We start from the raw sequence: 23,418 nt of genomic DNA on the forward strand, positions 1-23,418 counted from the left end.
ATGGGCCGTTCCTTCAGGAGCGGCCCTTTCCTCATTCGTATTCGACGCCGTCCAGCCCGGGGCCGCCTACGGCGATGAAGGCGTCGATCCGCTCCTCCAGGACTGGCAGCGGAACAGAGCCGAGCGACAGCATGACATCGTGGAACTTGCGGATGTCGAACGCCTCGCCCAATTCGCGCTCGGCCTTGGCGCGTACCCGCCGCATTGTCATCTCGCCCAGCTTGTAGGCCAGCGCCTGGCCCGGCCAGCTGATATAGCGGTCGACCTCGGTATTGACCTCATGCGTCGACAACGCCGTGCGCGAGGCGAGATAATCCACCGCTTGCTCGCGGCTCCAGCCATAGTGGTGGATGCCGGTATCGACCACCAGCCGCACCGCGCGCCACATCTCGTAGCTCAACCTGCCAAAACGTTCATAAGGCGTGCGATAGATGCCCATCTCTTCGCCGAGATATTCGACGTAAAGCCCCCAGCCTTCCCCAAAGCCGGAGAAATAGGTGTCGCGCCTGAACTCGCTCGCTTCGGGCTGCTCCTTCGCCACCGCTGCCTGGAAACTGTGGCCCGGCGCACATTCGTGAAGGGTCAACGCGGGGATGTTGTAAAGTGGGCGGGAAGGCAGGTCAAAAGTGTTCATCTGGCACGCTTCGTACCCGCCGCGTCCAGCAGTGTAGAACGGCGCGATAGCAGGATCGACCTCGACAATCCCGAAGCGGTGACGCGGCAGGAAGCCGAAAAAGTCACCCAGCTTCAGATCGACCCGCTTGGCCGTGTACGCGGACACGCCCATCAGTTCGTCAGGAGTTTTGGCGACGAATTGCGGGGCGGTACGCAGGAAAGTCACGAACTCGTCGAGTGAGCCGTCAAAGCCCGCTTCTGCCTTCACCTTTTCCATTTCGGCAGTGATGCGCGCGACTTCTGCCAGCCCAATTTGATGGATTTCCTCGGCGGTCAGGTCGAGGGTCGTATATTCGCGGATTTGCTGTGCGTAATAGGCCGGGCCATCAGGCATGGCGTTCGCAGCAAGCGTCGTGCGCGTCCGAGGCAGGTATTCATCGCGGAAGAAGCCGATGAGGTCGGCATAAGCCGGTGTCACAGCTCTCTCGATAGCATCCTTCGCTTCGCGCATCAGCCGCGTCTGTTCGTCGGCCGGAATGCTCGCCGGAAAGTCCGCAAACGGCACCCAGAACGGGCTTTGCCGGTAATCTTCGACAACATAGGCTGCGAGCGAAGCGTCGCGGCCCTCAAGCGTCACCCTGGGGACAGAAAACCCTCGGGCCAGACCGCTTCGCGCATTGGCGATGTGTTCGGCAAAATAGCGCGGCAGGTCGCGCATTTCGGCGATATATTCGTCATACTGCTCAACGGTGCGATATCCGCTGCGACCGGCGAGATAGCTCCAGAAATTATTGTCGCTATCGAATGGCATTTCCCATTCGCGAAAGCGGGCATCGCCCAATTGCTGTTGAAGGAGGGTGCGCAGTACCGCGGCATCGATCTTTTCGGCAGGCGTGAGCGAAGCCTCATCCAAAGTGGCGAGTTCGGCGAGCAATTCGCCTGCGAATGCTGCACTTTGCCGATAGCTTTCGGGCGTAACCGAACGCGCCTCTCTGCGTTCTTCCCAGTGCTGTTCGTACCGCTTGGCTAACGCAGCTAGGTCAGAATCGGTCTCGTGAGCAGCGGCAGGTATCCCGATCAACACGAAAAGCGCAGCCAACGGCAGGAGCAAATGTCTCACAAACGATACTCCTGCCGTTGATATTGCGCGGTGCGTATTCAGTCTGGCTTCTTGGCCACGCCGACCATGGCCGGCCGGAGCAGGCGATCCTTGATCATGTAGCCGGCCTGCATTTCCTGCACGATGGTGCCAGGTTCTGCATCATCAGTCGGCACCTCAAGCATGGCCTGGTGCTGGTTGGGATCGAGCGGCAGGCCCATGGCAGCGATGCGGGTCACGCCGTGCTGGCCGAACACCTTGTCGATCTCGCGCTGGGTCGCTTCGATACCGGCGACCAGTCCCTTGAACTTGCTGTCCTCACGCAATTCCTGCGGAATGGAGTCAACGGCACGGGTCAGGTTATCGGCCACCGAGAGGATGTCGCGGGCGAACCCAGTTGCTGCGTAGGCACGAGCGTCCTGCACGTCCTTCTCCATTCGGCGGCGGACATTCTGCGTATCGGCCTTGGCGTAAAGCGTTTCCTGCTTTGCCGCCTCGAGGTCGTTTTTCAGCTGCGCAATCAGTTCGGAAAGGTCTTCGCCCTCTTCCTCGCTTTCTGCATCATCGTCGAGGCCGCCGTCATCGCGCAAATGCTCGGGCACGCCATCCATTTCCTTGTCGATATCTGTCTTGGTCGCAGCTTCCTGCTTTTTGTCTTCGATCATGGTCTGATTGTTTCCGGTTAACCGATCAACTTGCCCAGTGAACGGGCTGTGAAATCCACCATGGGGACGACCCGTGCGTAATTCAACCGCGTCGGCCCGATCACCCCCAAGACGCCAACTACCTTTCCTTCACGATCATGATAGGGTGAAGCGATCACCGACGATCCGCTCAGCGCAAACAGCCGGTTCTCGCTACCGATAAAAATGCGGGTGGCATCGGCTTCGCGGGCAGTTTGCAGCAATTCGGCGACAGATTGCTTGTTCTCGAGGTCGTCGAGCAGCGATCGGACCCGGTCTAGATCTTCAAGCGCAGCCTCGTCGAGCAAATTGGCTTGTCCGCGCACGATCAGCACGGGACGCTTCGCAGCGTCTTCCGTCCAGACCGCGAGGCCGCGTTCGACCAGGTCCTGGCTGGCCTTGTCGAGCGCCGTGCGCCCTTGTGCTATTTCCTTACGCACCGCTGCCGTCGCTTCCGCGAGAGTCCGTCCGGTGAGGCGTGAAGTAATATAATTGCTGACCTGTTCGAGCACATTTGCCGGCGTGTCGCCTATCTCGATTACCCGGTTCTCGACGGCACCGTCTTCGCCGACCAGGACGGCAAGTGCGCGGCCCTGCCCCAGCGGCACCAGGCTCACCTGCGCCAGTCGCGGCTCGCGGCTTGGCACCATGACCATCCCGGCTGCGCCCGACAGGTCGGACAGCATCGAACTGGTCGCCTCCAGCGCCTGCTCGATCGGCCCGGACTGGCCGAGACGCCGGGCGATGGCATCGCGCTCCGCCTTGGTCGGCTTAGCCATCTGCATCATGCCATCGACAAACAATCGCAGCCCGGTCTCGGTCGGCATCCGTCCCGCGCTGGTATGCGGAGCGGCCAGCAAACCGATCGATTCGAGGTCTGCGAGGACTGAACGGATCGAGGCCGGAGACAGGTCGAGCCCGCTTTCGCCCGCCAGGGCCTTGGACCCGACGGGCTGCCCGCTATCGAGATATCCCTCGACCACGAGGCGAAAAATCGTCCGCGCGCGTTCGGTCATTTCGGTTACAGGAGGACTTGCCATCCCCTCTCTTTAGCGTGTGGCCTTGCAGCCTCAAGGTCTGTGCTTCACACGCAGGCGCAACGACTCACCTGAAAGGATATCCATGCGACCTTCCGGACGTGCGCCCGACGAGATGCGCGCCATCACTATCGAGACCGGCTATACCCGCCATGCGGAAGGCTCCTGCCTGATCAGCTTCGGCGATACACGCGTGCTGTGCACGGCTAGCGTCGAAGACCGGATCCCGCCGTGGCTGCGCGGCAAGGGCGAAGGTTGGGTCACCGGTGAATACTCGATGCTCCCCCGCGCCACGCACACCCGCGGCCAGCGCGAAGCTGCGCGCGGCAAGCAGTCCGGCCGAACGCAGGAAATCCAGCGCCTTATCGGACGTTCCTTGCGCGCGGTTGTTGACCTGAAAAAGCTGGGCGAGCGGCAGATCACGCTCGATTGCGACGTCATCCAGGCCGATGGCGGGACCCGTACGGCCTCGATCTCGGGTGCGTGGATTGCTCTGCGGATCGCTATCGATGGGCTGATGAAGCAGGGCCTGATCAAGGAAGACCCCATCTCCGGCAAGATCGCCGCCGTCAGCTGCGGTATCTATCAGGGCACGCCCGTCCTCGACCTCGACTATGACGAGGATTCAAACGCCGATGCCGATGCCAATTTCGTCCTGATCGAAGGTGGCCAAATTGCCGAGGCACAGGCCACCGCAGAAGGCGCGACCTATGATGAGGAAGGCCTGCTGCGCCTGCTTCGCCTCGCCCAGATCGGCTGCGGCGAAATCTTCAAGGTGCAGGACAAGGCGACCGGCAGATGACGCGCAGGCTCGGCTCCGGATCGCTGGTGATTGCGACGCATAATGCGGGCAAGCTGAAGGAAATCTCGGCCTTGCTTGCGCCGCATGGCGTCAAGTGCATCAGCGCCGGATCGCTGGGCCTGCCCGAACCGCCGGAAACCGGCACGGCATTTGCCCAGAACGCGCTGATCAAGGCGCGCACGGCGGCGGAAAGCTCAGGCATGGCGGCGCTTGCCGATGACAGCGGGCTGGCGGTTGACGCGCTCGACGGCCGACCTGGCGTCTACACTGCAGACTGGGCCGAACGGCAATGGTTTGAAGGCAAGCCCGGGCGCGACTGGTACATGGCAATGGGCAAGGTTGAAGGGATGCTGCAGGAACTGGGGCCGAATACAGACCGCAGCGCTGCATTCCACTGCGTCCTCGCCATCGCCTGGCCCGACGGCGACCACGCTATTTATGAAGGCCGTTGCCCCGGCTCGCTGACTTGGCCGCCGCGTGGGGAATTGGGCTTCGGATACGACCCTGTGTTCGTCCCTCAAGGTGGTGAGCAGACCTTTGCCGAGATCGACCCGGCTGAAAAACACGCAGTAAGCCACCGCGCCGATGCCTTTGCCAAGCTGGTCGCGGAGCAATTCGGTAGCTAGGATAAGGTCATGGCGCGCGCGCTCTATATTCACTGGCCCTTCTGCGCGAAGAAATGCCCCTATTGCGACTTCAACAGCCATGTCCGCGCTGAGGTGGACTACGGCTTGTGGGAGCGTTCGCTGCTGGCCGACATGCGCCACGAGGCCAAGCTGGCGGGCGGCGAGGCACTGACATCGATATTCTTCGGCGGGGGCACGCCTTCGCTGATGCCCCCTGCACTCGTCGCGACCCTGCTGCGGGAGGCCGAGCATTTGTGGGGCTTCGCTCCTGATATCGAGATCACGCTAGAGGCCAATCCATCCTCGGTCGAAGCGGCCAACTTTGCAGGACTTGCTGACGCCGGTGTCAACCGCGTTTCTCTCGGCGTGCAATCGCTGGATGACGAGGCATTGCGCTTCCTGGGACGATTGCATGGTGTCAACGAGGCCCTCGCGGCGCTTGATACGGCTCAGCAGGCTTTCAAGCGGGTCAGCCTCGATCTGATCTACGCCCTCCCAAACCAGACCGCGAAGGCTTGGCGGGAGCAATTGGGACGCGCGCTGGCCTTCGGGACTGACCACCTGTCACTCTATCAGTTGACTATCGAGCCGGGCACTCGCTTTGCTACCGATGTCCGCCGCGGAGCGTTCACACCTCTCGAAGACGATCCCGCCGCAGACCTGTTCGCCGTGACGCATGAAATGACGCAGGCTGCTGGGATACCCGCCTACGAGGTCAGCAATCACGCGCGGCCTGGCGAGGAAAGCCGACATAATCTCACATACTGGCGCTACCAGGATTATTGCGGGATCGGCCCGGGCGCACACGGGCGGCGCAGCAACCTTGCAACTGTCCGGCACAAAAAGCCCGAGAACTGGCTGTCGGCAACCAGTCAGCACGCCCATGGCCTGCAGGAGGAGAGTGCATTGACGCCTTGCGACCAGGCCGTCGAAGCACTCGTCATGGGGCTGCGGCTCGCCGAAGGTGTCGATATCGATGCACTGGCGACCCGGTTTGGTCTTCGCGACAAGGAACTGCTCGATCACGAGCGGTTGCTGCTATACTCGCAGCTTGGCATGATCGACAAGGTAGGCTCCCGGGTCACGGTGTCGAATGCAGGTATGCCCTTGCTCGATGCCCTGCTCGGCGAACTCGTTTACCCGGCACTCGTCCTGACATGAGCGCGGGCGATCTTCTCGCCCAGTGGCATCGCCATCTCGCCCTCGAACGCCGCCTATCGCCACACACGGTGCGGGCCTATCACAAGGCCGCGGATCGGCTGCTTGATGCGACCAAGTATAGCGCGTGGGAGACAGTGGCAGAGCTGAACGCATCGGCGTTGCGCCGCCATCTCGCGCAGCGAAGGGCGGAGGGGCTGGCCAACAGCTCCGCCGCGCGAGAATTGTCGGCGCTCAAGGCCTTTGTTGCCTACGCTCGAGCCGAGACCGGATCGGATGAAAACAGCGCGCCGCGCTTGCGCGGGCCACGCATCAAGAAGGGCCTGCCGCGCCCGGTCTCTCCAGATGATGCGCTGGGTCTTGCCGACATGGTGGAGGCGACTGCCAGCGAGGACTGGATCGGCAAGCGTGATCGAGCCGTATTGCTGCTGCTCTACGGAGCCGGAATGCGCATTGCCGAGGCGCTTTCGCTGACTGGCAATATCCTCCCGATTGGCGAACAATTGTTGGTCACCGGCAAGGGCGGCAAACAGCGTATTGTCCCGATATTGCCGCTGATTGTGCAAGCGGTCGATGCCTATGTGGAAGCCTGTCCCTTCCCCGTGTCAAAGGACGCGCCGCTGTTTCGTGGCGCCAAGGGGGGCGCCTTGTCGCAAGGCATGGTACAGAAGGCGACCGCGAAAGCGCGCCGGGCCTTGGGCTTGCCGGACAGCGCCACTCCCCACGCGCTGCGTCACAGTTTTGCCACTCACCTGCTCGGTGCCGGTGCGGATTTGCGCAGTCTGCAGGAGTTGCTCGGCCATGCGAGCCTGGGGTCGACACAGATCTACACCAAGGTTGACGCAGCCACGTTGCTCGATGCCTATCGCGGCGCCCATCCACGCGAGAAGGACTGACTACATCGCCGCGTGACGCGCTTCGATCGCGTCCCAGATCAGCGCTGGCGTATCGGTGCCGTTGAACTTGTCGATAGCGACGATCCCGGTCGGTGAAGTAACGTTGATTTCGGTCAGATATTTGCCGCCGATCACGTCGATGCCCACGAATACCAGACCGCGACGTTTGAGCTCGGGCCCCATCGCGGCGCAAATCTCTTCCTCGCGCGGGGTCAATCCGGCCGCTTCGGCAAACCCGCCCTGCGCCAGGTTGGAGCGGAACTCGCCCTTGCCCGGCTTGCGGTTTATGGCACCGGTGAACTCGCCGTCGATCAGCACGATGCGCTTGTCGCCCTCGGCCACTTCGGGGAGGAAGGGCTGGACCATGTGAGGTTCGGGCCAGGTCTGGTTGAAAACCTCGCTCAGGGCCGAGAGATTGCCGCCATCGGCATCGATCTTGAAGATCGCCTTGCCGCCATTGCCATGCAGCGGCTTCACCACCACCGCGCCATGTTTGGCCTGGAACTCGCGAATGTCGCTCAGCTCTCGCGCTACTAGCGTCGGCGGCATGAACTGCGCATAGTCCAGCACGAACATCTTTTCAGGCGCGTTGATCACTTCGCGCGGGTCGTTGGCGACCAGTGTCGTGCCCTTCAGCCGATCAAGCAGCAGCGCGGCAGAAATGTAACCGAGATGGAACGGTGGATCTTGCCGCATCAGGACGACATCGATGTCGCTCGCCAAATCAATCTTGCGGCGGTCCCCTGCGGAGAAGTGGTCGCCTTCCACCCGTTGCACGGTAACAGGGGCTGCATGGGCGGTGATCCGACCATCCTCATATGCAAGCGAACGGACATCGTAATGCCAGACCGAGTGGCCCCGCTGCTGGGCGGAGAGCATCAGCGCGAAGCTCGAATCACCGGCGATATTGATGCTTTCCAACGGATCCATCTGGACCGCGACGCGCAGGGACATGTTCGCTCCTAAGGTTGCCAAGCGTTGGCGATGTGGCGCGGGAACGCTCCCGGTGCAAGCAGGATCACGTCTACGCGGATATCGTCGTCAGCGCCCGCATAGTCATGTGCAACCGCCTCGGCCGCTGCGGCGACGCGTGCGAGCCGCTGCGTATCTATGGCATGATCGAGATCGCCCTTCTCCTTGCGCCACTTGACTTCGACGAAGGCAACGAGGCCCTTGCGCCGGGCCACGAGGTCAATTTCGCCCACGGGTGTCTTGACCCGCTCGGCAAGGATCGACCAACCCTTGGCGCGCAGCCACAGGGCGGCCCGTTGTTCACCCTTGCGGCCTTCCTGCTCGGCGCGCTGCCGCTTCACTCTTTCAGTTCCATGGCCCGGGCGTAGAGTTGCTTGCGATCGATCCCGGTCAGCTTGGCGACATGACCCGCCGCCTGCGACGCCTTCATGGTCTCGAGGGCTTTGCGCAAGGCTTCGTCGGGATCGACCTGCGACTTCGTCTCGATCGGTGGGCCAACCATCAGGACGATCTCGCCCTTGGGGGGATGGGCTTCGTAATGCGCGGCGAGCGACTGGGGATCGCCTCGTCGGCTTTCCTCGTGCAGCTTGGTCAACTCTCTCGCCACAGCCGTCTCACGGCCGGGCAGTTCCTCGGCAATGGCGGCAAGGCTCTTTCCCAATCGCGGGCCGGTTTCGTAAAACACCAGGGTACTATCGACAGCGCCGAATTCGCGCAGCACTTCGCGCCGAGCCTTGTCCTTCACCGGCAGGAAGCCTGCAAACAGGAAACGGTCGCTCGGCAGTCCGGAAATCGTCAGCCCGGCAATGGCAGCGCAAGCACCGGGAATGGTGGTGACGGGTTGACCTTGCTCGCGGGCTTCGCGGGCGAGGCGATAGCCCGGGTCCGAGATCAGCGGCGTGCCAGCATCGCTAACCAGAACGACCGCCTTGTCACTCAGCGCGGCGATGATTGCAGCACGCGCCTTCTCATCAGCATGATCGTCGTGCCGCCACAACGGCTTGTTGATGCCCAGATGTTTCAGCAGCTTGCCTGCCACGCGCGTATCTTCACAGGCGACCGCATCGCAGCGCGCCAGCGTCTCGATCGCCCGCAGCGTGATATCGCCAAGATTGCCAATAGGCGTGGCGACTATATAGAGACCCGCAGACAAGGGTTCGGCTGAAAGTTGATGCTGCACCCGACAAGGCATGAAGATTAGGGCTGGGAGTCGCAAGTATGATGGGCTTTAAACTGGTGCGCAAGGCACTGGTCGTGGCAGGTTCGGCGGCGTTTCTGGCCGGTTGCCAGATCATTCCTGGCGGGGGCACGGCCTCGACCGGGCCGGCCGTGGAGACCGAGCGCCCTGCCCCTGAACCCAGCGCGACTGCCTTGCCGACCGACCAGAGTCGTCATCGTGTTGCATTGCTCGTGCCGATGTCGGGCAGCAACGCGCGGGTGGGCCAGTCGATTGCCAATGCGACGACCATGGCGTTGCTTGATACCAATGCCAGCAATCTTCGTATCACGACCTATGATACCGCCGCCGACGCACGGTCTGCCGCGCGCAAGGCGATTGCCGACGGCAACAAGCTGATTCTGGGCCCCTTGATGTCTGAAAACGTCGCTCTGGTGCAGGCCGAGGCGCGGCCAGCCGGTGTCCCGATTATTTCTTATTCGAATGACGAGAGCGTGGCTTCGACCGACGTCTTCGTGATGGGTCATTTGCCCGGCCAGTCGATCCGCCGATCGATCGCCTATGCCAAGAGCCGTGGCGCGCGCAATATCGCTGCCATCGTGCCTGATGGTGAATACGGACGGCGGGCCGAACTGGCATTAACCTCGGCGTTGCGGGCCGAAGGGCTCAGCCTTGCCGGGATCGAGCAATATTCGCGCGGCAATACCTCGGTCGTGGGCGCTGCGCGCAGGCTGCAGTCGCGCGGTGGATACGACACCGTTCTGATCGCTGACAGCGCCCGGCTTGCCATCCAGGCCGCTGGTGTTCTCAAACCCGGCGGTGCTGGCAGTACGCAACTGCTGGCGACCGAGCTGCTCAGCGGCGAAAGTGATGTAACGAAGGCCAGCGCGCTGCGAGGCACGTGGTTTTCCGCGGTATCGGATGCGCGTTTCAAACGATTTTCCGACAGCTACAATTCGCGTTTCGGCAGCCAGCCATATCGCATCGCCACGCTCGGCTATGACAGCGTGCTGTTGGCCCTTCGGGTCGCGCGCGACTGGCGCGTCGGCCGGGATTTCCCGACTGGCAAACTCTATGCCGATGACGGGTTCCTCGGCCTAGATGGAGCTTTCCGCTTTGGTCGCAATGGTATCGTCGAACGGGCCATGGAAGTGCGCGAAGTGCGCGGTGACGACGTCGTGATCGTCGATCCTGCGCCATCGCGCTTCTGACAGCGGGCGCCGCCGCTGCGCAAAACCCTGCCGCACCGCTTGTGAGGGCCTGAATCCGGGGCGTATAGCCTATTACCATGTCCAACGATCTTTTCGAGAATACGCCCGCGTCCAGCGGCGACTATGACAGTTCCTCCATCGAAGTGCTCGAAGGGCTGGAGCCGGTCCGTCGCCGGCCCGGCATGTATATCGGCGGGACCGACGAACGCGCCTTGCACCACCTCGTCGCCGAAGTGCTCGACAATTCCATGGACGAGGCGGTGGCTGGCCATGCCAGCCGCATCGAAATCCGGGTCGAGGAAAACAACACGGTCTCGATAGCCGATAACGGGCGCGGCATTCCAGTCGATGAACATCCCAAGTTCCCCGGCAAGTCGACGCTCGAAGTGATCCTGTCGACGCTCCATTCGGGCGGTAAGTTTTCCGGCAAGGCCTATGCTACCTCTGGCGGCTTGCACGGTGTCGGCGTGAGCGTTGTCAACGCCTTGTCGAGCCACACCAGGGTCGAGGTCGCGCGCGACCGCGAGCTCTACGCGCAGGAGTTCTCGCGGGGGCAGGCAGTCGGGCCGATCGAGAAGCTTGGACCTACGCCAAACCGTCGCGGAACCACTGTCACTTTCACGCCCGACACCGAGATTTTCGGGGATCGCCAGTTCAAGCCTGCCCGCCTGTTCAAACTGGCGCGGTCGAAGGCCTATCTTTTCGCCGGGGTCGAAATCCGCTGGAAATGTGCGGCCTCGCTGGCCAGCGAAGACGTCCCCGAGGAAGCGGTGTTCAAGTTTCCAGGGGGGCTTGCCGATCACCTCAAGGAGCAGGTCGGCGCCCGCGAATGCGTTACCGCCGAACCCTTTACCGGCAATCAGGATTTCCCTGATGAGCAAGGTCGTGTCGAATGGGCCATCGCCTGGCCGCTATATTCGGACGGATCGACCAGTTGGTACTGCAACACCGTCCCCACCCCCGATGGCGGCACACATGAACAAGGCCTGCGCGCAGCGTTGACCAAGGGCTTGCGCGCCTTCGGCGAGCTGACCGGCACAAAAAAGTCCAAGGACATCACCGCCGACGACGTGATGACTGGATCCGAGATCATGCTCAGCGTGTTCATCCGAGATCCCCAGTTCCAGAGCCAGACCAAGGACCGTCTGACCTCGCCCGATGCCGCCCGCCTGGTCGAGAATGCCGTGCGCGATCACTTCGACCATTTCCTGTCCGACAATATGGAGCGCGGCAAGGCGCTGCTCGGCAGCGTGATGGAGCGGATGGACGAACGGCTCCGGCGCAAGCGGGAGCGCGAGATCAAGCGCAAGACTGCTACCAACGCGAAGAAGCTGCGCCTGCCCGGCAAGCTGACCGATTGCAGCGGTGAAGGCGAAGGTGAAACCGAACTGTTCATCGTCGAAGGCGATTCCGCCGGTGGCAGCGCCAAGCAGGCGCGCAACCGTAAAACGCAGGCGATCCTGCCGATCCGCGGCAAGATCCTCAACGTTGCCAGCGCCAGCGCCGACAAGATCCGCGCCAACCAGGAAATCGCTGACCTCGCGCTGGCGATGGGCTGCGGGATGCGTAAGGACTGCGATCCGGAAGCGCTACGCTATGATCGCATCATTATCATGACCGATGCTGACGTTGACGGCGCGCATATCGCCACGCTGTTGATGACGTTTTTCTTCCAGGAAATGTCCGAGATCGTGAAGCGAGGGCACCTCTTCCTCGCCCAGCCCCCGCTATATCGACTGACGGCGGGCAAGGAGAGTCGCTACGCTCGCGACGATGCCCATCGAGCCGAGCTCGAGGAGACCGTCTTCAAGGGCAAGAAGGTCGATGTCGGCCGGTTCAAGGGACTAGGCGAAATGAACCCGCAGCAATTGCGTGAAACGACGATGGACCCCAAGAGCCGCTCGTTGATCCGCATCACCCTGCCGCCTGAGCACGAACAGCGCCATGCGGTGAAGGAACTGGTCGACCGCCTGATGGGCCGCAATCCCGAACACCGCTTCAATTTCATTCAGAACCGTGCCGGCGAAATCGATCGCGACATGATCGACGCCTAGAGCGTTGCGGGATCGACGGTCTCGGCCCGGTAGATTTGAAGGTCGGGTGCAGCCTTGGCGAAGGCGCCCATCTGCTGCATGAATTGTCGCGATTCCGGCACTGCGAAATGCGCCTTCACCGCCGCTGCATCTGCCCATTTCTCGAAGAAGTGCAGCCGCAGCGGGTCCTCGGCGTCGACGTGACAATTGTGCGCGAGGCATCCGGCCTCGCCGCGTGAACGGGCGGAGTGTTCGCATCCGAGTGCCAGCGCATCTTCGCGCTTTTCGGCCTGCACAGTCACACTGCCGGTGATTATGATCATTCTTCGTTCCTCGTGTGAATGTGCAGGTGGCCTTCCAGCGTCTTGTGCACGGGACACTTGTCGGCAATCTCGATGAGCTTTGCCCGATCTTCGGCGGTCAATTTGTCGCCGCGGATCAGGATTGCCCGGTTGAGTGCCTGGATATCGATCCCCTTTTCCATCGCGTGGCCGTGATCTTCCTCGTGCTTGCGTTCGTGCGTCACATGAACGCTTACGCTATCCAGCGGCAGGCCCTTGCGATCAGCATACATCTTCATCGTCATCGCGGTGCATGTGCCGAGCGCAGCATTGAGCAGATCGTAGGGGGTCGGGCCGGTATCGTCTCCGCCATAGCTGGTCGGTTCATCGGCTACGAAACGATGGGACGGGGTATGCACCTCGGTCCCGAACTTGCCGTGACCGGTTCGCACGATGATACCTTCTTCCGGCATCGGCCAGTCGTCGGCCAATGGGAGGTAACGATGGGCCCAGCTTGCAATGACGCTGGCGGCAAATTGTGCGTCTTGTACGCCGGTCAGCAAGTGGTCGGCGCCCGCCAGGCTGATGAAGCTCTTGGGGTGTTTGGCCGCAACGAAGAGCTTGGAAGCATGGTCGACGCCGACGATCTCGTCGGTGGGGGAGTGACAGATCAGCAGCGGGACGCGCAATTGTGATACCTGGGCGAGCAGATCGACTTCGCGGGTCCTGTCGATGAAATCCTTGCTGAGATTGAAGGTACGCCCGGCGATGGTGACCTCGCCCTCCCCGTCGCGCTCTATTGCAGCGATATCGCCCTTCACGTTCTCCAGCACATGCGGCACGTCGGACGGCGCGCCGATAGTGGCGATGGCTGCAATCTTGCCGCGCGCCATCATCCCGGCTGCGGCCAGCACGGCGGCTCCGCCCAAGCTGTGTCCGACCAGCAGAATACCGTCGCCAAAGCGGTCACAAAGCGCCCGTGCAGATGCCAGCAGGTCTTCGATATCGCTGCCGAAGCCAGCGCGGCCAAAATCACCTTCGCTGCCCCCAAGCCCGGTGAAGTCAAAGCGCAGGGTCGCGATGCCCTCACGCGCAAGCGCACGTGTTACAGCCACGGCCGCTTTCGATTGCTTGGTGCAGGTGAAGCAATGCGCAAACAGCGCCGCGCCGCGTACCAGCCCGGTGGGCAATTCAAGCGCACCCGCAAGTTCGTGTCCCGCATCGGTAGTGATGGTAATTTTCTCGGTCGGCATCGAAGCTCCCTCGCTCGGTTCAACCCGAGCCTAGTCCATTGATTGAGCCATGGCGACGTCTTGCAGGGGTTGTGGTGTCTGCAAGCGTGGTTCCATAGGCTTGGAGAGCAAACAGGAGATTCGTATGATCCGTTCCCTCTTGACGAGTTGCGCGCTGGGAATGTTCGGCATCGCGTCCACAAGTGCGGTCCCTGCAAGTGCTTTCACGCAGGCGCCGGAGCATGATGCATCGCAACCCGATGGCAATTTGGCACAGCGAGCGGCGGACGTTGTCGCCGTGTTCAAGGGAGCACGAGAGGCGGAGGAGGTTTTCGCCGAGAGCTTCCTGGCAGCCGTACCGCCCACGCAGTTGCAGGCCGTCAACGCGCAGATGACCGCGCAGTTCGGCGCTGTGGTCGGGGTCGATAAGGTGACTCTGCGACCAGACGGCCAGGCCGATATCGCTGTCCGTTTCGAACGTGCGATTGCTCGCGGGACTATGGCTGTCGCGCCCGGCCCGGATGGCAAGATCATCGGACTGTTGTTCAATGCGTTCGAGCCGGTCGACGACAGCGCGGCCAAGATCACCGCCGAGCTTGCGACATTGCCAGGCCAAGTAACCGCGCTGTTTGCGCCCCTACCAGCCGATGGCGCACCGGTGATATCGCTCGGTGCCGAGCAGCCCCTGGCAATCGGGTCGGCTTTCAAACTCTATGTCCTTTCCGCACTGGCCGAGCAGATCGTTCGTCAAAAGACCGGTTGGGATCGGACAGTGCGCCTGTCTGCCAGATCATTTCCAAGCGGGATGATGCAGGATTGGCCAAGCGGATCGCCGGTTACAGTTCAAACGCTGGCTACGCTCATGATTTCGATCAGCGATAACACGGCCACGGATCAGTTGATCGCACATTTGGGCCGTGAAGCTATCGAGCGGGAAATCCGCGCATCGGGGCATGGCGCGCCGGACTCCATGCTTCCCTTCCTCAACACGCTCGAACTGTTTGCACTCAAGGGCGATGCCCTTCGGGGGGAGCGTTTCGGTCAGGCGAGTGAATCCGAACAACCCGCCCTGCTGCGCAAATTGCAGTCCGAGATCGGCAGCGACCGGAATGCCATAACGCCGCCTGTCTTCACCGACCCGACCTTGATCGACACCGTCGAGTGGTTCGCCAGTCCCGCCGACTTGCGTAGCCTCCTGCGCCGTGTGGTCGAGCGCGAGGACCCGACTGCGCGCGCGATCTTGGCGGTCAACCCTTCTGTATCCGAATCGGTCAAGCCGCATTGGAGCTACATCGGGTACAAGGGCGGGTCGGAACCCGGCGTTCTAAACCTGACGTGGTTGCTGCGGGACCAGGATGAAAACTGGCATATCTTGACCCTGGGCTGGAACAACCCCGACGCCGTGGTCAACACCAGCACGCTAGAACTGTTCGCCATGCGTATCCTTGCCCTGCCCCACAGCTGAACTGCAGGACGGCCAAACAATGGCCCGGACGGAGCCCCTTGCAAGAATCCGGCACCCCCGATAACGACGCGCAAAATTCGTTGCAGAGGAAAACTGATGGCAGAGAAGCGTTTCACCGGGACCGAAAGCTATATCGCGACCGACGATCTCAAGGTTGCGGTCGATGCAGCTGTCACCTTGCGCCGACCGCTGCTGGTCAAGGGCGAACCCGGCACCGGCAAGACGGTCCTAGCGCACGAAATCGCCAAGGCCATCGGCGCTCCACTGATCGAGTGGAACATCAAATCGACCACCAAGGCGCAGCAGGGTCTGTACGAGTATGACGCGGTGGCCCGACTGCGCGATGGACAGCTGGGCGACGAGCGCGTCCACGATATCTCGAACTACATCAAGAAGGGCAAGCTGTGGGAGGCCTTCGACGCCGAGCAGCTGCCCGTCCTGTTGATCGACGAGATCGACAAGGCCGACATCGAGTTTCCCAATGACTTGTTGCAAGAACTCGATCGCATGTCTTTCTACGTTTACGAGACGCACGAGGAAATCGTCGCGCGTGAACGCCCGATCGTGGTCATTACATCCAACAACGAGAAGGAACTGCCCGACGCATTCCTGCGCCGCTGCTTCTTCCATTACATCAAGTTTCCCGACCGCCAGACAATGTCGGATATCATCGACGTCCACTTCCCCGGCATCCAGAAACAGCTGGTAAAGAAGGCGATGGATGTCTTCTACGAGATCCGCGAAGTGCCGGGACTCAAGAAGAAGCCTTCCACCAGCGAACTGCTCGATTGGCTCAAGCTGTTGCTGAACGAAGACATGCCGATGGAAGTACTGCAGGATTCCAATCCCAACAGCGCCATTCCCCCGCTCCATGGCGCGCTGCTCAAGAACGAGCAGGACGTCATGCTATTCGAACGCCTCGCCTTTATGGCACGCCGCCAGAACTGATACGCGAATGGGGTCCGGGCCGCTCTCGACCCGGACCCCATAGCGCTGTTGGTTGCTGTCTATTCGAAGATGTAGGCGAGCTCCGAATCGCCCCAACGTCGGCCCGCGATAAAGAGTGGGACGTAGACGTTACGAACCACCTCATACTGCTGGCCGTCGCCCTCCTGGCGATAAACCGCCATCATGTAAGGGTCGTTGCTGGCCTTCGCCTTCTGGTCGATCGGGTCGAGGATGATGCGGCCATTACGGCAGTACTTGGTGTCGTGGAGAAGGTCGCCGGTGGGCGCGCGCGAACGCTCCGAAACGTGGGTCGGCAGGAAGCCGTGCATGTCGGCCGGCGAGCACATATGCGTCGCATCCGCCTTAGTGATCATCTCGTCTATCACTGGCCGCCAGTTTTGGTCCGCCCAATCGCTGAGCGCATTGCGATAGCGCGGCGGATTGGACCCTTCGACAAGTTGGTAGTTGTGGTCGAAGAACGCCTCGATCGTGATTTCCCCCCTCTCGATGGCGGATTCGGCGATTTCGGCGAGGCGCTGGGCGTGAGCCTGCGCCTTTTCGACCATTTCGCTGTCCTTGGGCGAGAGGCCGGCCTTCACGATCCCGTCGAACATCTCGCTGGCGGTCAGTTCCAGTGCTTCCATCCGCTTGTGGGCACTGTCGAGCTTGCGCTCGTTGTGAATGGCCGCGCTGTCAAAGCTAGTTAGGACGTCCTGGACCTTGGTGATGTGGCTGCTGATCGTGGTAGTGGAACGCGCGATCTGGTCATTCTGGCGATCCACTTCCTCGACCAGTTCGGACACGCCCGATAGCGTGTGCTCAATCTTGGCGACCGATTCCTTGGCTTCGACAGATGCCTGTGCGCCGCCTTCGATCTGGCCGATCACGGCTCGAGCCTCGCCCTCGAGTGTATCGATCGTGCTGGTAATTTCTTCTGTCGCCTTGCGGGTAGCTCCGGCAAGGCTTTTGACTTCATCGGCGACAACCGCGAAGGCGCGGCCGCTTTCGCCTGCGCGCATGGCTTCAATCGTGGCATTCAACGCGAGGATGTTGGTGGTCTCGGCAATGTCCTCGATCCGTTTCGAACTTCGCTTCACCTGGTCCATCGCCGAGGCGAAGCCGGTGACATGGCGGGTCAGGGTTTCGACCAGGTCGAGCAGATTCGTGATTTGCGACAGCGACGAGCGGATCAGGGCGTTGCCGTCTCCAAGCCGGGCAATGGCGCGTTCGGAAAGCAGCCGAGCTTCGTCACTGGCTTCGCTGACGCGGGATTGGTCAGCCTCCAAGTCAGCAATCGTGCCGTGAAGCGCAGCGTGCTCTTCGCGCAGCTTCTCGGAAGATTCGATAACGGCCTGGACGACTCCCGCCACATCGGTGCAGCCGACGGTCACATCACCGCATTTGCCCGGAATCATGTCCAGGGCGGACTGATCCGACGCGATAATCTTGCTATGTTCCATGCGTTCCCCCAAAATGCGTGTCAGTTCCCTAGCGGCCATATGGTTACCGCCACGTAAAGGCTTGATTGAATTAGGTGCATCTTCCGTGGGTTGGCAGGCGCGAGCTCTTGAAACGGCCTATCCGGCACGATCTATCCGGCACGATGCAGCGACGATTAAAGGTTCAGACACATGTTCTTCAATTTCATGGACGAGCTGCGCGAAGCCGGCATCGGTGCCAGCTTCAAGGAACACCTCACCCTGATCGAAGCGCTCGATCGTGACGTAATCGAGCAGACGCCCGAGGCGTTCTACTATCTCGCTCGCGCTACCTTCGTGAAAGACGAGGGCATGCTCGACAAGTTCGACCAGGTGTTTGCCAAGGTCTTCAAGGGCATCATGACCGATTACGGTCAGAACCCGGTCGAGATACCCGAGGACTGGCTTAAAGCAGTGGCCGAGAAGTTCCTGACCGAGGAAGAGATGGCCGCGATCGAGAAGCTCGGCGACTGGGACGAACTGATGGAGACGCTCAAGAAGCGGCTCGAAGAACAGGAAAAGCGCCACGAGGGTGGTAACAAGTGGATCGGCACCGGCGGGACCTCGCCTTTCGGCCATTCGGGCTACAACCCGGAAGGCGTGCGCATAGGCGGCGAGAGCAAGCACAAGCGCGCGGTCAAGGTGTGGGAAAAGCGCGAGTTCAAGAACCTCGACAGCACCAAGGAACTGGGTACGCGCAACATCAAGATGGCGCTGCGGCGCTTGCGCCGCTTCGCCCGTGAAGGGGCGCAGGACCAGCTTGACCTGGATGCCACGATCGACGGTACTGCCAAGCAGGGCTGGCTGGACATCCACATGCGTGCAGAGCGGCGCAATGCGGTCAAACTTCTGCTGTTCCTTGATGTCGGCGGCTCGATGGATCCCTTCATCAAGCTATGCGAGGAACTGTTCAGCGCCGCTACTTCAGAATTCAAGAACCTCGAATTCTTCTATTTTCACAACTGCCTTTACGAAGGCGTGTGGAAGGACAATCGGCGGCGCTGGCAGGAACGGACCAAGACCTGGGATATCCTCCACAAATACGGACATGACTACAAGGTCGTGTTCATTGGCGACGCGGCGATGAGCCCGTATGAAATCACCCATCCGGGCGGCAGCGTCGAGCACATGAACGAGGAAGCCGGCGCGACCTGGATGCAGCGTGTCACCAACACCTATCCGGCGACCGTGTGGCTGAATCCGGTGCCGGAAAAGCAATGGGGTTACTCGCAGAGCACCAAGATCATCAAGCAACTGGTCAATGACCGGATGTATTCGCTCACGCTTGACGGCCTGGACGATGCAATGCGCGAACTCAGCCGCAAACAGGGACACTAGTCAGACGATCATGCGTGCCTAGGGAGCCGTATCCTCACTCTCGTTTTCGCCATGTGCGCGAACGGCTCGAGGCCTTCGACCCCGGTTCGGGCTGGCGTCTGTGGTTGTACGAGTTCCTCCTGTTCGGCTTTAAACAGGCATGGGCGTGCCTGTTCGGCGGGTTGCTGCTCGCATTGCTGCTTGGAACGCACCTGTTCTATCCGGTCGATGCAATCCTGCACCGGTATGATTTTCTGACCATCGCCGCCGTGCTGATCCAGCTAGGCCTTATAGCCTTGCGACTGGAAACATGGAGCGAAGCGCGGGTCATCCTGATCTTCCACATCGTCGGCACGGTGATGGAATTGTTCAAGACGGCGGTCGGCTCGTGGAAGTACCCGGAGGCGAGCATCCTCCATATTGGCGCGGTCCCGCTATTCTCCGGCTTTATGTATGCCGCTGTCGGCAGCTATATCGCGCGGGTGTGGCGGATTTTCGATTTTCGCTTCGCAAATTACCCACCGGTTTGGGCGACGTGGGTCCTGGCGGGCGCCATCTATGTCAATTTTTTTGCCCATCACTGGGTGCCGGACATTCGCTGGCTATTGTTCGCGGCAACCGCGGTGCTGTTCTGGCGCAGCCGGGTCTATTTTCGCAACTGGCGTAGCCATCGCTGGATGCCGCTTTTGCTCGGCTTCGGGCTGGTCGCGCTGTTTATCTGGTTTGCAGAGAACATCGCCACATTCGCCAATGCCTGGAACTATCCCGGTGAGGAGAATGGTTGGCAGATGGTGTCCGCGGCCAAGTATGGCAGCTGGTACCTGCTCATGCTGATCAGCTTCGTTCTCGTAGCGATGACCCAGCCGGTTCGCGAACCCGATCAGTAGAGCAACAAGTCTCGCACCTGCTGTGTCCACGCTGCTTCATCGGGTACGGCCAGCGCATCGAGGTCGGTCGGATTTGCGGCAGGATCGTCGACCCACTCACGCAAGGCGGGGCCGCCATTGATGACGTCGATGGCGAGGACATCGTCGGTGTATTCGTATTTGAAATCCCTGCCGCGCCAGAGCGGATAATCGGGGTAGAGATTGCGGATAGCCTTGAAGGCGAGCGCTTGCAGCCGCCAGGGCCGGAACGCATCATGCCGGTAGTGTGCGCCCTCGGCATGGATCATCAATCCGTTGCACAACTGGCCTGCGTGCTTGTGGAAGGTCGGCTCGAACCAGCATTCGCGCAGGGCGCAATTCGTTAGCCAGTCAGGCGCGATCCGCTGCATTTCGCCATGAACCCTCTTGGCGTCGATATCCGGGGCGCCGAACAGCACTTCCAATGGGCGGGTCGTCCCCCTGCCCTCGCTCAACGTGGCGCCTTCCAGCATTACGGTGCCGGCATAGGCCCGCGCCATATTGAGGCTGGCGGCATTAGGGCTGGGGTTGATCCAGATGCGACTGTCCGGCCAGCCGTAACCGGGCGCCGCCTCGGGCAGCCAGTGGTGCATATCGATGACGCGGTAATCCACGTCGAGGTTGAAGTGTCGGATGAAACAGTGGCCCATCTCGCCCATGGTCAGGCCATGCCGCATCGGCATAGCGGCCGCGCCGACAAAGCTTTCATGACCGGGCACTAGCATCGTGCCTTCGACCGGGCGTCCGGCGGGATTGGGTCGGTCGAGCACCCAGACGCTTTTGCCGTGGCTGGCCGCTTCCTCGAGCAGATAGAGCAGCGTGGTGACAAAGGTGTAGATGCGGCAGCCGAGATCCTGCAGATCGAACAGGAACACGTCCGCGCTAGACATCATATTTGCGGTAGGGCGCCTGACCTCGCCATACAGGCTGAAAATCGGAATATTGTAGACCGGATCGATCTCGTCGCCGGTCTCGACCATGTTGTCCTGCTTGTCACCCTTCAGCCCATGCTGCGGGCCAAACGCGCTTGTGATGTTGACCCCAGCAGCGATCAGCGCATCGAGGCTGTGGGTCAGGTCCTCGGTGACGGATGCCGGGTGGGCCACTAGTGCAACGCGCTTGCCTTCAAGCGGTTTACGAAGGTCCGGATCGGCCAGCAGGCGATCGATTCCGAATTTCATGGCCGTGTCTCCAGGGTCAGTGTCCGGCAGGCCTCGCTGTGGAATTCCGGCTTGCCTGCAGCGAATGCCAGCGCCCAATATTGAATATTGCCTGCCTCGTCCTCGATGATCGCATTGAGCGCAACCTGGGCCGGAAGCGGCAGTTCCGCCAAGATGTCCGCCTTGAGTGTCAATTTGTCACCATCGTGCTCACTCGCAATCGCAACAGCATCTACCGGGGCATCGCGGGCATTCTCGCGAAAATCATCGAAATCATAGGCGGCCCAGCGTGACGAGGGGCTGAGATTGAACTCGCGGTAATCGCTGTCACCCACCGGCTGCCAGAAGATCTCGAAACAGGTGGTTTTCCAAAGATTGTCTGTCCGTTCACTGGCGGCTTTGGCCGGAATCGTAATGTCCTCGACATTCCCATCCAGCTCGAAGACGGCGCGACATCCCTGGCTGGTAGGTTCAATTTTTGCGTGTACGCGCTGGATCGGTCCGACCGCGCAATCGGGATGAAGAACGAGCTCGTGCATATCCGCCGCTATTGCCGAGCAATGCGGTGCTCGCAAGCCACTTGGAGCCGCTGCCCCCCGCTGCTAATGGCCGCGGCCTATGAGCGAATTCAAATCCGATCTCCTGCGCGTGCTCGACGAGCGCGGTTACATCCACCAGGCTACCGACGCCGAAGCGCTCGATGCGCTTGCGGCCAAGCAGGTTGTGCCGGGCTATATCGGTTTCGACGCGACTGCGCCCTCTCTCCATATCGGATCGCTGGTGCAGATCATGATGCTGCGCCGTATGCAGCAGGCAGGTCACAAGCCGATCGTGCTGATGGGCGGCGGAACTACCAGGATCGGCGATCCCTCCGGTCGCGACGAAAGCCGCAAGATGCTGACTGATGAGGCTATCGAGGCCAATATCTCTGGCATTCGCAAGGTCTTCGAAAAGCTTCTGACCTTTGGCGACGGTCCGACCGATGCGGTGATGGTCAACAACCATGACTGGCTCGGCCAGCTCGGTTATATCCAGCTACTTCAGGAAGTGGGCACGCACTTCACGGTCAACCGGATGCTGTCCTTTGATTCGGTGCGTCTGCGTCTCGAGCGCGAGCAGCCGATGACATTCCTCGAATTCAACTACATGATCCTGCAAGGTTATGACTTCCGCCACCTGGCGAAAGAGATGGATGTTCGCCTGCAGATGGGTGGCAGCGACCAGTGGGGCAATATCGTCAACGGCGTTGAACTGGGACGCAGGATGGACGGAGCTGCCCTGTTCGGCCTCACCACACCGCTACTGACGACAGCCGACGGTGCGAAAATGGGCAAGACCGCCGCGGGCGCGGTGTGGCTCAATGAGGAACAGCTGCCAGCCTACGATTTCTGGCAATATTGGCGCAATGTCGATGATCGTGATGTGGGCCGGTTCCTGCGCTTGTTCACCGACCTCCCGCTGAACGAGATCGCGCGGCTTGAATCCCTTGAAGGGGCGCAAATAAACGAAGCCAAGACGGTGCTAGCAAATGAAGTCACCGGCCTCGTCCGTGGGCGGGAGGCTGCGCAATCGGCGCAAGCCACGGCGTCACAGACCTTCGCCGGTGGGGGTGCAGGCGATGATCTCCCGACATTGGCAATCAGCGCCGAAGGCATGACGCTTCCGGCTGCTCTAACCGCTATCGGCTTCACCCAGTCGAACGGCGAAGCCAAGCGCAAGATCGGCGAAGGCGCGGTCAAGCTGAATGGCGAACCTGCGACCGATCCGGGACTTCTGCTGCACGTTGATGATGGCGACGAGATCAAGCTAAGCTTGGGCAAAAAGAAGCACGGACTGCTCGTTCGCTAATCTCTTAAACCCCCGAAAATCGGCGGTTTTGTGCCAATTCGGGACAATTCCGGTTAACCGAAAATCAGCGATTGAAAGGCATAAGCGCTCTCTACGCACAAGACATGGAGGGTCGTGCAACATGCCAAGTGGAGCCCAGCTCACTGTAACCGATCAGCGCCGCGCGACCCGGCACCCTGTGGATTTTCCTGTTATTGCCGAGCATCACGTTCATGGCGACATCAGCCTCCACATCAGCAACCTGTCCGCCCACGGCTTCATGGTCGACGATGCGCATGACGTGGAACGCGGCGACCGAGTTATTATCCGGGTGCCTATAATCGGTCGTATCGAGGCCTATTGCATCTGGGTGCGAGAAAACCGCGCTGGCTTCCAGTTCGAGCGGATTATCCGGCTCGACGATTTCATCTCCATCATCGACGAACTGCAGCCCAATCCGCGCTTGCGCCGTCCACGCTAACCTCCAGATCCGCAA

23 protein-coding genes are annotated in these 23,418 nt (G+C 61.0%); 12 read left to right on the forward strand and 11 right to left on the reverse strand.

The window, feature by feature from the left end:
- Positions 1-31 precede the first annotated feature (31 nt).
- The 3 genes from ACXYL9_RS07780 to hrcA are packed head-to-tail and all read right to left on the reverse strand — an operon-like array spanning position 32 to position 3,437.
- Positions 32-1,735, reverse strand: coding sequence for a DUF885 domain-containing protein (locus ACXYL9_RS07780; RefSeq protein WP_459039012.1), 1,704 nt, complete (start codon positions 1,733-1,735; stop codon positions 32-34).
- 38 nt (positions 1,736-1,773) lie between these two features.
- Positions 1,774-2,379, reverse strand: coding sequence for a nucleotide exchange factor GrpE (grpE, locus tag ACXYL9_RS07785; protein WP_459039013.1), 606 nt, complete (start codon positions 2,377-2,379; stop codon positions 1,774-1,776).
- A 17-nt stretch (positions 2,380-2,396) separates the two neighbouring features.
- Positions 2,397-3,437 carry a heat-inducible transcriptional repressor HrcA gene (gene hrcA, locus ACXYL9_RS07790; protein ID WP_459039014.1) on the reverse strand — a complete coding sequence of 347 codons (1,041 nt, stop codon included), beginning with the start codon at positions 3,435-3,437 and terminating at the stop codon, positions 2,397-2,399.
- Positions 3,438-3,519: 82 nt separating this feature from the next.
- Between hrcA and rph the strand changes: the two genes are divergently transcribed.
- From rph to ACXYL9_RS07810, 4 genes are read left to right on the forward strand one after another with little or no spacing between them, the layout of a single operon-like run.
- Positions 3,520-4,236 (forward strand): ribonuclease PH, encoded by a 717-nt coding sequence (gene rph, locus ACXYL9_RS07795; RefSeq protein WP_459039015.1) that lies wholly within the window; start codon positions 3,520-3,522, stop codon positions 4,234-4,236.
- Positions 4,233-4,862 carry an RdgB/HAM1 family non-canonical purine NTP pyrophosphatase gene (gene rdgB, locus ACXYL9_RS07800; RefSeq protein ID WP_459039016.1) on the forward strand — a complete coding sequence of 210 codons (630 nt, stop codon included), beginning with the start codon at positions 4,233-4,235 and terminating at the stop codon, positions 4,860-4,862. Before rph ends, rdgB begins: the two co-directional genes overlap by 4 nt.
- Positions 4,863-4,871: 9 nt before the next feature.
- A complete protein-coding gene (hemW, locus tag ACXYL9_RS07805) occupies positions 4,872-6,023 on the forward strand; it encodes a radical SAM family heme chaperone HemW (protein ID WP_459039017.1) in 1,152 nt (383 codons plus the stop codon).
- Entirely contained in the window at positions 6,020-6,916 is an 897-nt protein-coding gene (locus tag ACXYL9_RS07810) for a tyrosine recombinase XerC (RefSeq protein WP_459039018.1), read from the forward strand. Before hemW ends, ACXYL9_RS07810 begins: the two co-directional genes overlap by 4 nt.
- Here the strand turns inward: ACXYL9_RS07810 and gshB are convergent, their stop codons facing one another.
- The 3 genes from gshB to rsmI are packed head-to-tail and all read right to left on the reverse strand — an operon-like array spanning position 6,917 to position 9,068.
- Positions 6,917-7,870: a glutathione synthase gene (gene gshB / locus ACXYL9_RS07815; RefSeq protein ID WP_459039019.1), complete on the reverse strand. Its 954-nt coding sequence runs from the start codon at positions 7,868-7,870 to the stop codon at positions 6,917-6,919.
- An 8-nt stretch (positions 7,871-7,878) separates the two neighbouring features.
- Positions 7,879-8,229, reverse strand: a complete 351-nt coding sequence (locus ACXYL9_RS07820; protein ID WP_459039020.1) for a YraN family protein — start codon at positions 8,227-8,229, stop codon at positions 7,879-7,881.
- Positions 8,226-9,068 carry a 16S rRNA (cytidine(1402)-2'-O)-methyltransferase gene (gene rsmI, locus ACXYL9_RS07825; RefSeq protein ID WP_459039021.1) on the reverse strand — a complete coding sequence of 281 codons (843 nt, stop codon included), beginning with the start codon at positions 9,066-9,068 and terminating at the stop codon, positions 8,226-8,228. The genes ACXYL9_RS07820 and rsmI overlap by 4 nt, the downstream gene beginning before the upstream one ends.
- A gap of 38 nt (positions 9,069-9,106) precedes the next feature.
- Between rsmI and ACXYL9_RS07830 the strand changes: the two genes are divergently transcribed.
- Together ACXYL9_RS07830 and parE are read left to right on the forward strand one after the other, a co-directional pair.
- Positions 9,107-10,276 (forward strand): penicillin-binding protein activator, encoded by a 1,170-nt coding sequence (locus ACXYL9_RS07830; RefSeq protein ID WP_459039022.1) that lies wholly within the window; start codon positions 9,107-9,109, stop codon positions 10,274-10,276.
- Positions 10,277-10,353: 77 nt separating this feature from the next.
- Positions 10,354-12,330 carry a DNA topoisomerase IV subunit B gene (gene parE, locus ACXYL9_RS07835; RefSeq protein ID WP_459039023.1) on the forward strand — a complete coding sequence of 659 codons (1,977 nt, stop codon included), beginning with the start codon at positions 10,354-10,356 and terminating at the stop codon, positions 12,328-12,330.
- Here parE and ACXYL9_RS07840 read toward each other — a convergent pair.
- Together ACXYL9_RS07840 and ACXYL9_RS07845 are read right to left on the reverse strand one after the other, a co-directional pair.
- The gene (locus ACXYL9_RS07840; RefSeq protein ID WP_459039024.1) at positions 12,327-12,632 is read right to left on the reverse strand and encodes a putative quinol monooxygenase; all 306 of its coding nucleotides are present in this window, start codon (positions 12,630-12,632) and stop codon (positions 12,327-12,329) included. The genes parE and ACXYL9_RS07840 overlap by 4 nt on opposite strands.
- Positions 12,629-13,843 (reverse strand): bifunctional alpha/beta hydrolase/OsmC family protein, encoded by a 1,215-nt coding sequence (locus ACXYL9_RS07845; RefSeq protein WP_459039025.1) that lies wholly within the window; start codon positions 13,841-13,843, stop codon positions 12,629-12,631. The genes ACXYL9_RS07840 and ACXYL9_RS07845 overlap by 4 nt, the downstream gene beginning before the upstream one ends.
- A 124-nt stretch (positions 13,844-13,967) precedes the next feature.
- Here ACXYL9_RS07845 and ACXYL9_RS07850 point away from each other — a divergent pair, with 124 nt between their 5' ends.
- A complete protein-coding gene (locus ACXYL9_RS07850; RefSeq protein ID WP_459039026.1) occupies positions 13,968-15,287 on the forward strand; it encodes a serine hydrolase in 1,320 nt (439 codons plus the stop codon).
- A gap of 96 nt (positions 15,288-15,383) precedes the next feature.
- Entirely contained in the window at positions 15,384-16,235 is an 852-nt protein-coding gene (locus ACXYL9_RS07855) for an AAA family ATPase (protein ID WP_459039027.1), read from the forward strand.
- Between the two features lie 59 nt (positions 16,236-16,294).
- Here the strand turns inward: ACXYL9_RS07855 and ACXYL9_RS07860 are convergent, their stop codons facing one another.
- Positions 16,295-17,695: a methyl-accepting chemotaxis protein gene (locus ACXYL9_RS07860; protein WP_459039028.1), complete on the reverse strand. Its 1,401-nt coding sequence runs from the start codon at positions 17,693-17,695 to the stop codon at positions 16,295-16,297.
- Between the two features lie 171 nt (positions 17,696-17,866).
- Here ACXYL9_RS07860 and ACXYL9_RS07865 point away from each other — a divergent pair, with 171 nt between their 5' ends.
- Both ACXYL9_RS07865 and ACXYL9_RS07870 read left to right on the forward strand, forming a co-directional pair.
- Complete coding sequence (locus ACXYL9_RS07865) at positions 17,867-19,051, forward strand: vWA domain-containing protein (protein ID WP_459039029.1); 1,185 nt, start codon at positions 17,867-17,869, stop codon at positions 19,049-19,051.
- Between the two features lie 53 nt (positions 19,052-19,104).
- Positions 19,105-19,917 carry a DUF817 domain-containing protein gene (locus tag ACXYL9_RS07870; RefSeq protein WP_459039030.1) on the forward strand — a complete coding sequence of 271 codons (813 nt, stop codon included), beginning with the start codon at positions 19,105-19,107 and terminating at the stop codon, positions 19,915-19,917.
- Here ACXYL9_RS07870 and ACXYL9_RS07875 read toward each other — a convergent pair.
- Positions 19,911-21,116: an exo-beta-N-acetylmuramidase NamZ family protein gene (locus ACXYL9_RS07875; RefSeq protein WP_459039031.1), complete on the reverse strand. Its 1,206-nt coding sequence runs from the start codon at positions 21,114-21,116 to the stop codon at positions 19,911-19,913. The two genes, ACXYL9_RS07870 and ACXYL9_RS07875, sit on opposite strands and share 7 nt — an antisense overlap.
- Complete coding sequence (locus ACXYL9_RS07880; protein ID WP_459039032.1) at positions 21,113-21,634, reverse strand: DOMON domain-containing protein; 522 nt, start codon at positions 21,632-21,634, stop codon at positions 21,113-21,115. Before ACXYL9_RS07880 ends, ACXYL9_RS07875 begins: the two co-directional genes overlap by 4 nt.
- Positions 21,635-21,713: 79 nt before the next feature.
- Here ACXYL9_RS07880 and tyrS point away from each other — a divergent pair, with 79 nt between their 5' ends.
- Together tyrS and ACXYL9_RS07890 are read left to right on the forward strand one after the other, a co-directional pair.
- Positions 21,714-22,943: a tyrosine--tRNA ligase gene (tyrS, locus tag ACXYL9_RS07885; RefSeq protein WP_459039033.1), complete on the forward strand. Its 1,230-nt coding sequence runs from the start codon at positions 21,714-21,716 to the stop codon at positions 22,941-22,943.
- A 121-nt stretch (positions 22,944-23,064) separates the two neighbouring features.
- Entirely contained in the window at positions 23,065-23,403 is a 339-nt protein-coding gene (locus ACXYL9_RS07890; protein WP_459039034.1) for a PilZ domain-containing protein, read from the forward strand.
- Positions 23,404-23,418: the final 15 nt, after the last annotated feature.

Source organism: Qipengyuania sp. CAU 1752, assembly GCF_054482615.1.

Coding starts and splice junctions, on each gene's coding strand:
- ACXYL9_RS07875 (WP_459039031.1), bottom strand. CDS start 21,116: ATGAAATTCGGAATCGATCGCCTGCTGGCCGATCCGGACCTTCGTAAA.
- ACXYL9_RS07890 (WP_459039034.1), top strand. CDS start 23,065: ATGCCAAGTGGAGCCCAGCTCACTGTAACCGATCAGCGCCGCGCGACC.
- ACXYL9_RS07810 (WP_459039018.1), top strand. CDS start 6,020: ATGAGCGCGGGCGATCTTCTCGCCCAGTGGCATCGCCATCTCGCCCTC.
- grpE (WP_459039013.1), bottom strand. CDS start 2,379: ATGATCGAAGACAAAAAGCAGGAAGCTGCGACCAAGACAGATATCGAC.
- hrcA (WP_459039014.1), bottom strand. CDS start 3,437: ATGGCAAGTCCTCCTGTAACCGAAATGACCGAACGCGCGCGGACGATT.
- ACXYL9_RS07880 (WP_459039032.1), bottom strand. CDS start 21,634: ATGCACGAGCTCGTTCTTCATCCCGATTGCGCGGTCGGACCGATCCAG.
- ACXYL9_RS07845 (WP_459039025.1), bottom strand. CDS start 13,843: ATGCCGACCGAGAAAATTACCATCACTACCGATGCGGGACACGAACTT.
- tyrS (WP_459039033.1), top strand. CDS start 21,714: ATGAGCGAATTCAAATCCGATCTCCTGCGCGTGCTCGACGAGCGCGGT.
- ACXYL9_RS07865 (WP_459039029.1), top strand. CDS start 17,867: ATGTTCTTCAATTTCATGGACGAGCTGCGCGAAGCCGGCATCGGTGCC.
- ACXYL9_RS07850 (WP_459039026.1), top strand. CDS start 13,968: ATGATCCGTTCCCTCTTGACGAGTTGCGCGCTGGGAATGTTCGGCATC.
- rdgB (WP_459039016.1), top strand. CDS start 4,233: ATGACGCGCAGGCTCGGCTCCGGATCGCTGGTGATTGCGACGCATAAT.
- hemW (WP_459039017.1), top strand. CDS start 4,872: ATGGCGCGCGCGCTCTATATTCACTGGCCCTTCTGCGCGAAGAAATGC.
- gshB (WP_459039019.1), bottom strand. CDS start 7,870: ATGTCCCTGCGCGTCGCGGTCCAGATGGATCCGTTGGAAAGCATCAAT.
- ACXYL9_RS07855 (WP_459039027.1), top strand. CDS start 15,384: ATGGCAGAGAAGCGTTTCACCGGGACCGAAAGCTATATCGCGACCGAC.
- ACXYL9_RS07830 (WP_459039022.1), top strand. CDS start 9,107: ATGATGGGCTTTAAACTGGTGCGCAAGGCACTGGTCGTGGCAGGTTCG.
- ACXYL9_RS07860 (WP_459039028.1), bottom strand. CDS start 17,695: ATGGAACATAGCAAGATTATCGCGTCGGATCAGTCCGCCCTGGACATG.
- ACXYL9_RS07840 (WP_459039024.1), bottom strand. CDS start 12,632: ATGATCATAATCACCGGCAGTGTGACTGTGCAGGCCGAAAAGCGCGAA.
- parE (WP_459039023.1), top strand. CDS start 10,354: ATGTCCAACGATCTTTTCGAGAATACGCCCGCGTCCAGCGGCGACTAT.
- rph (WP_459039015.1), top strand. CDS start 3,520: ATGCGACCTTCCGGACGTGCGCCCGACGAGATGCGCGCCATCACTATC.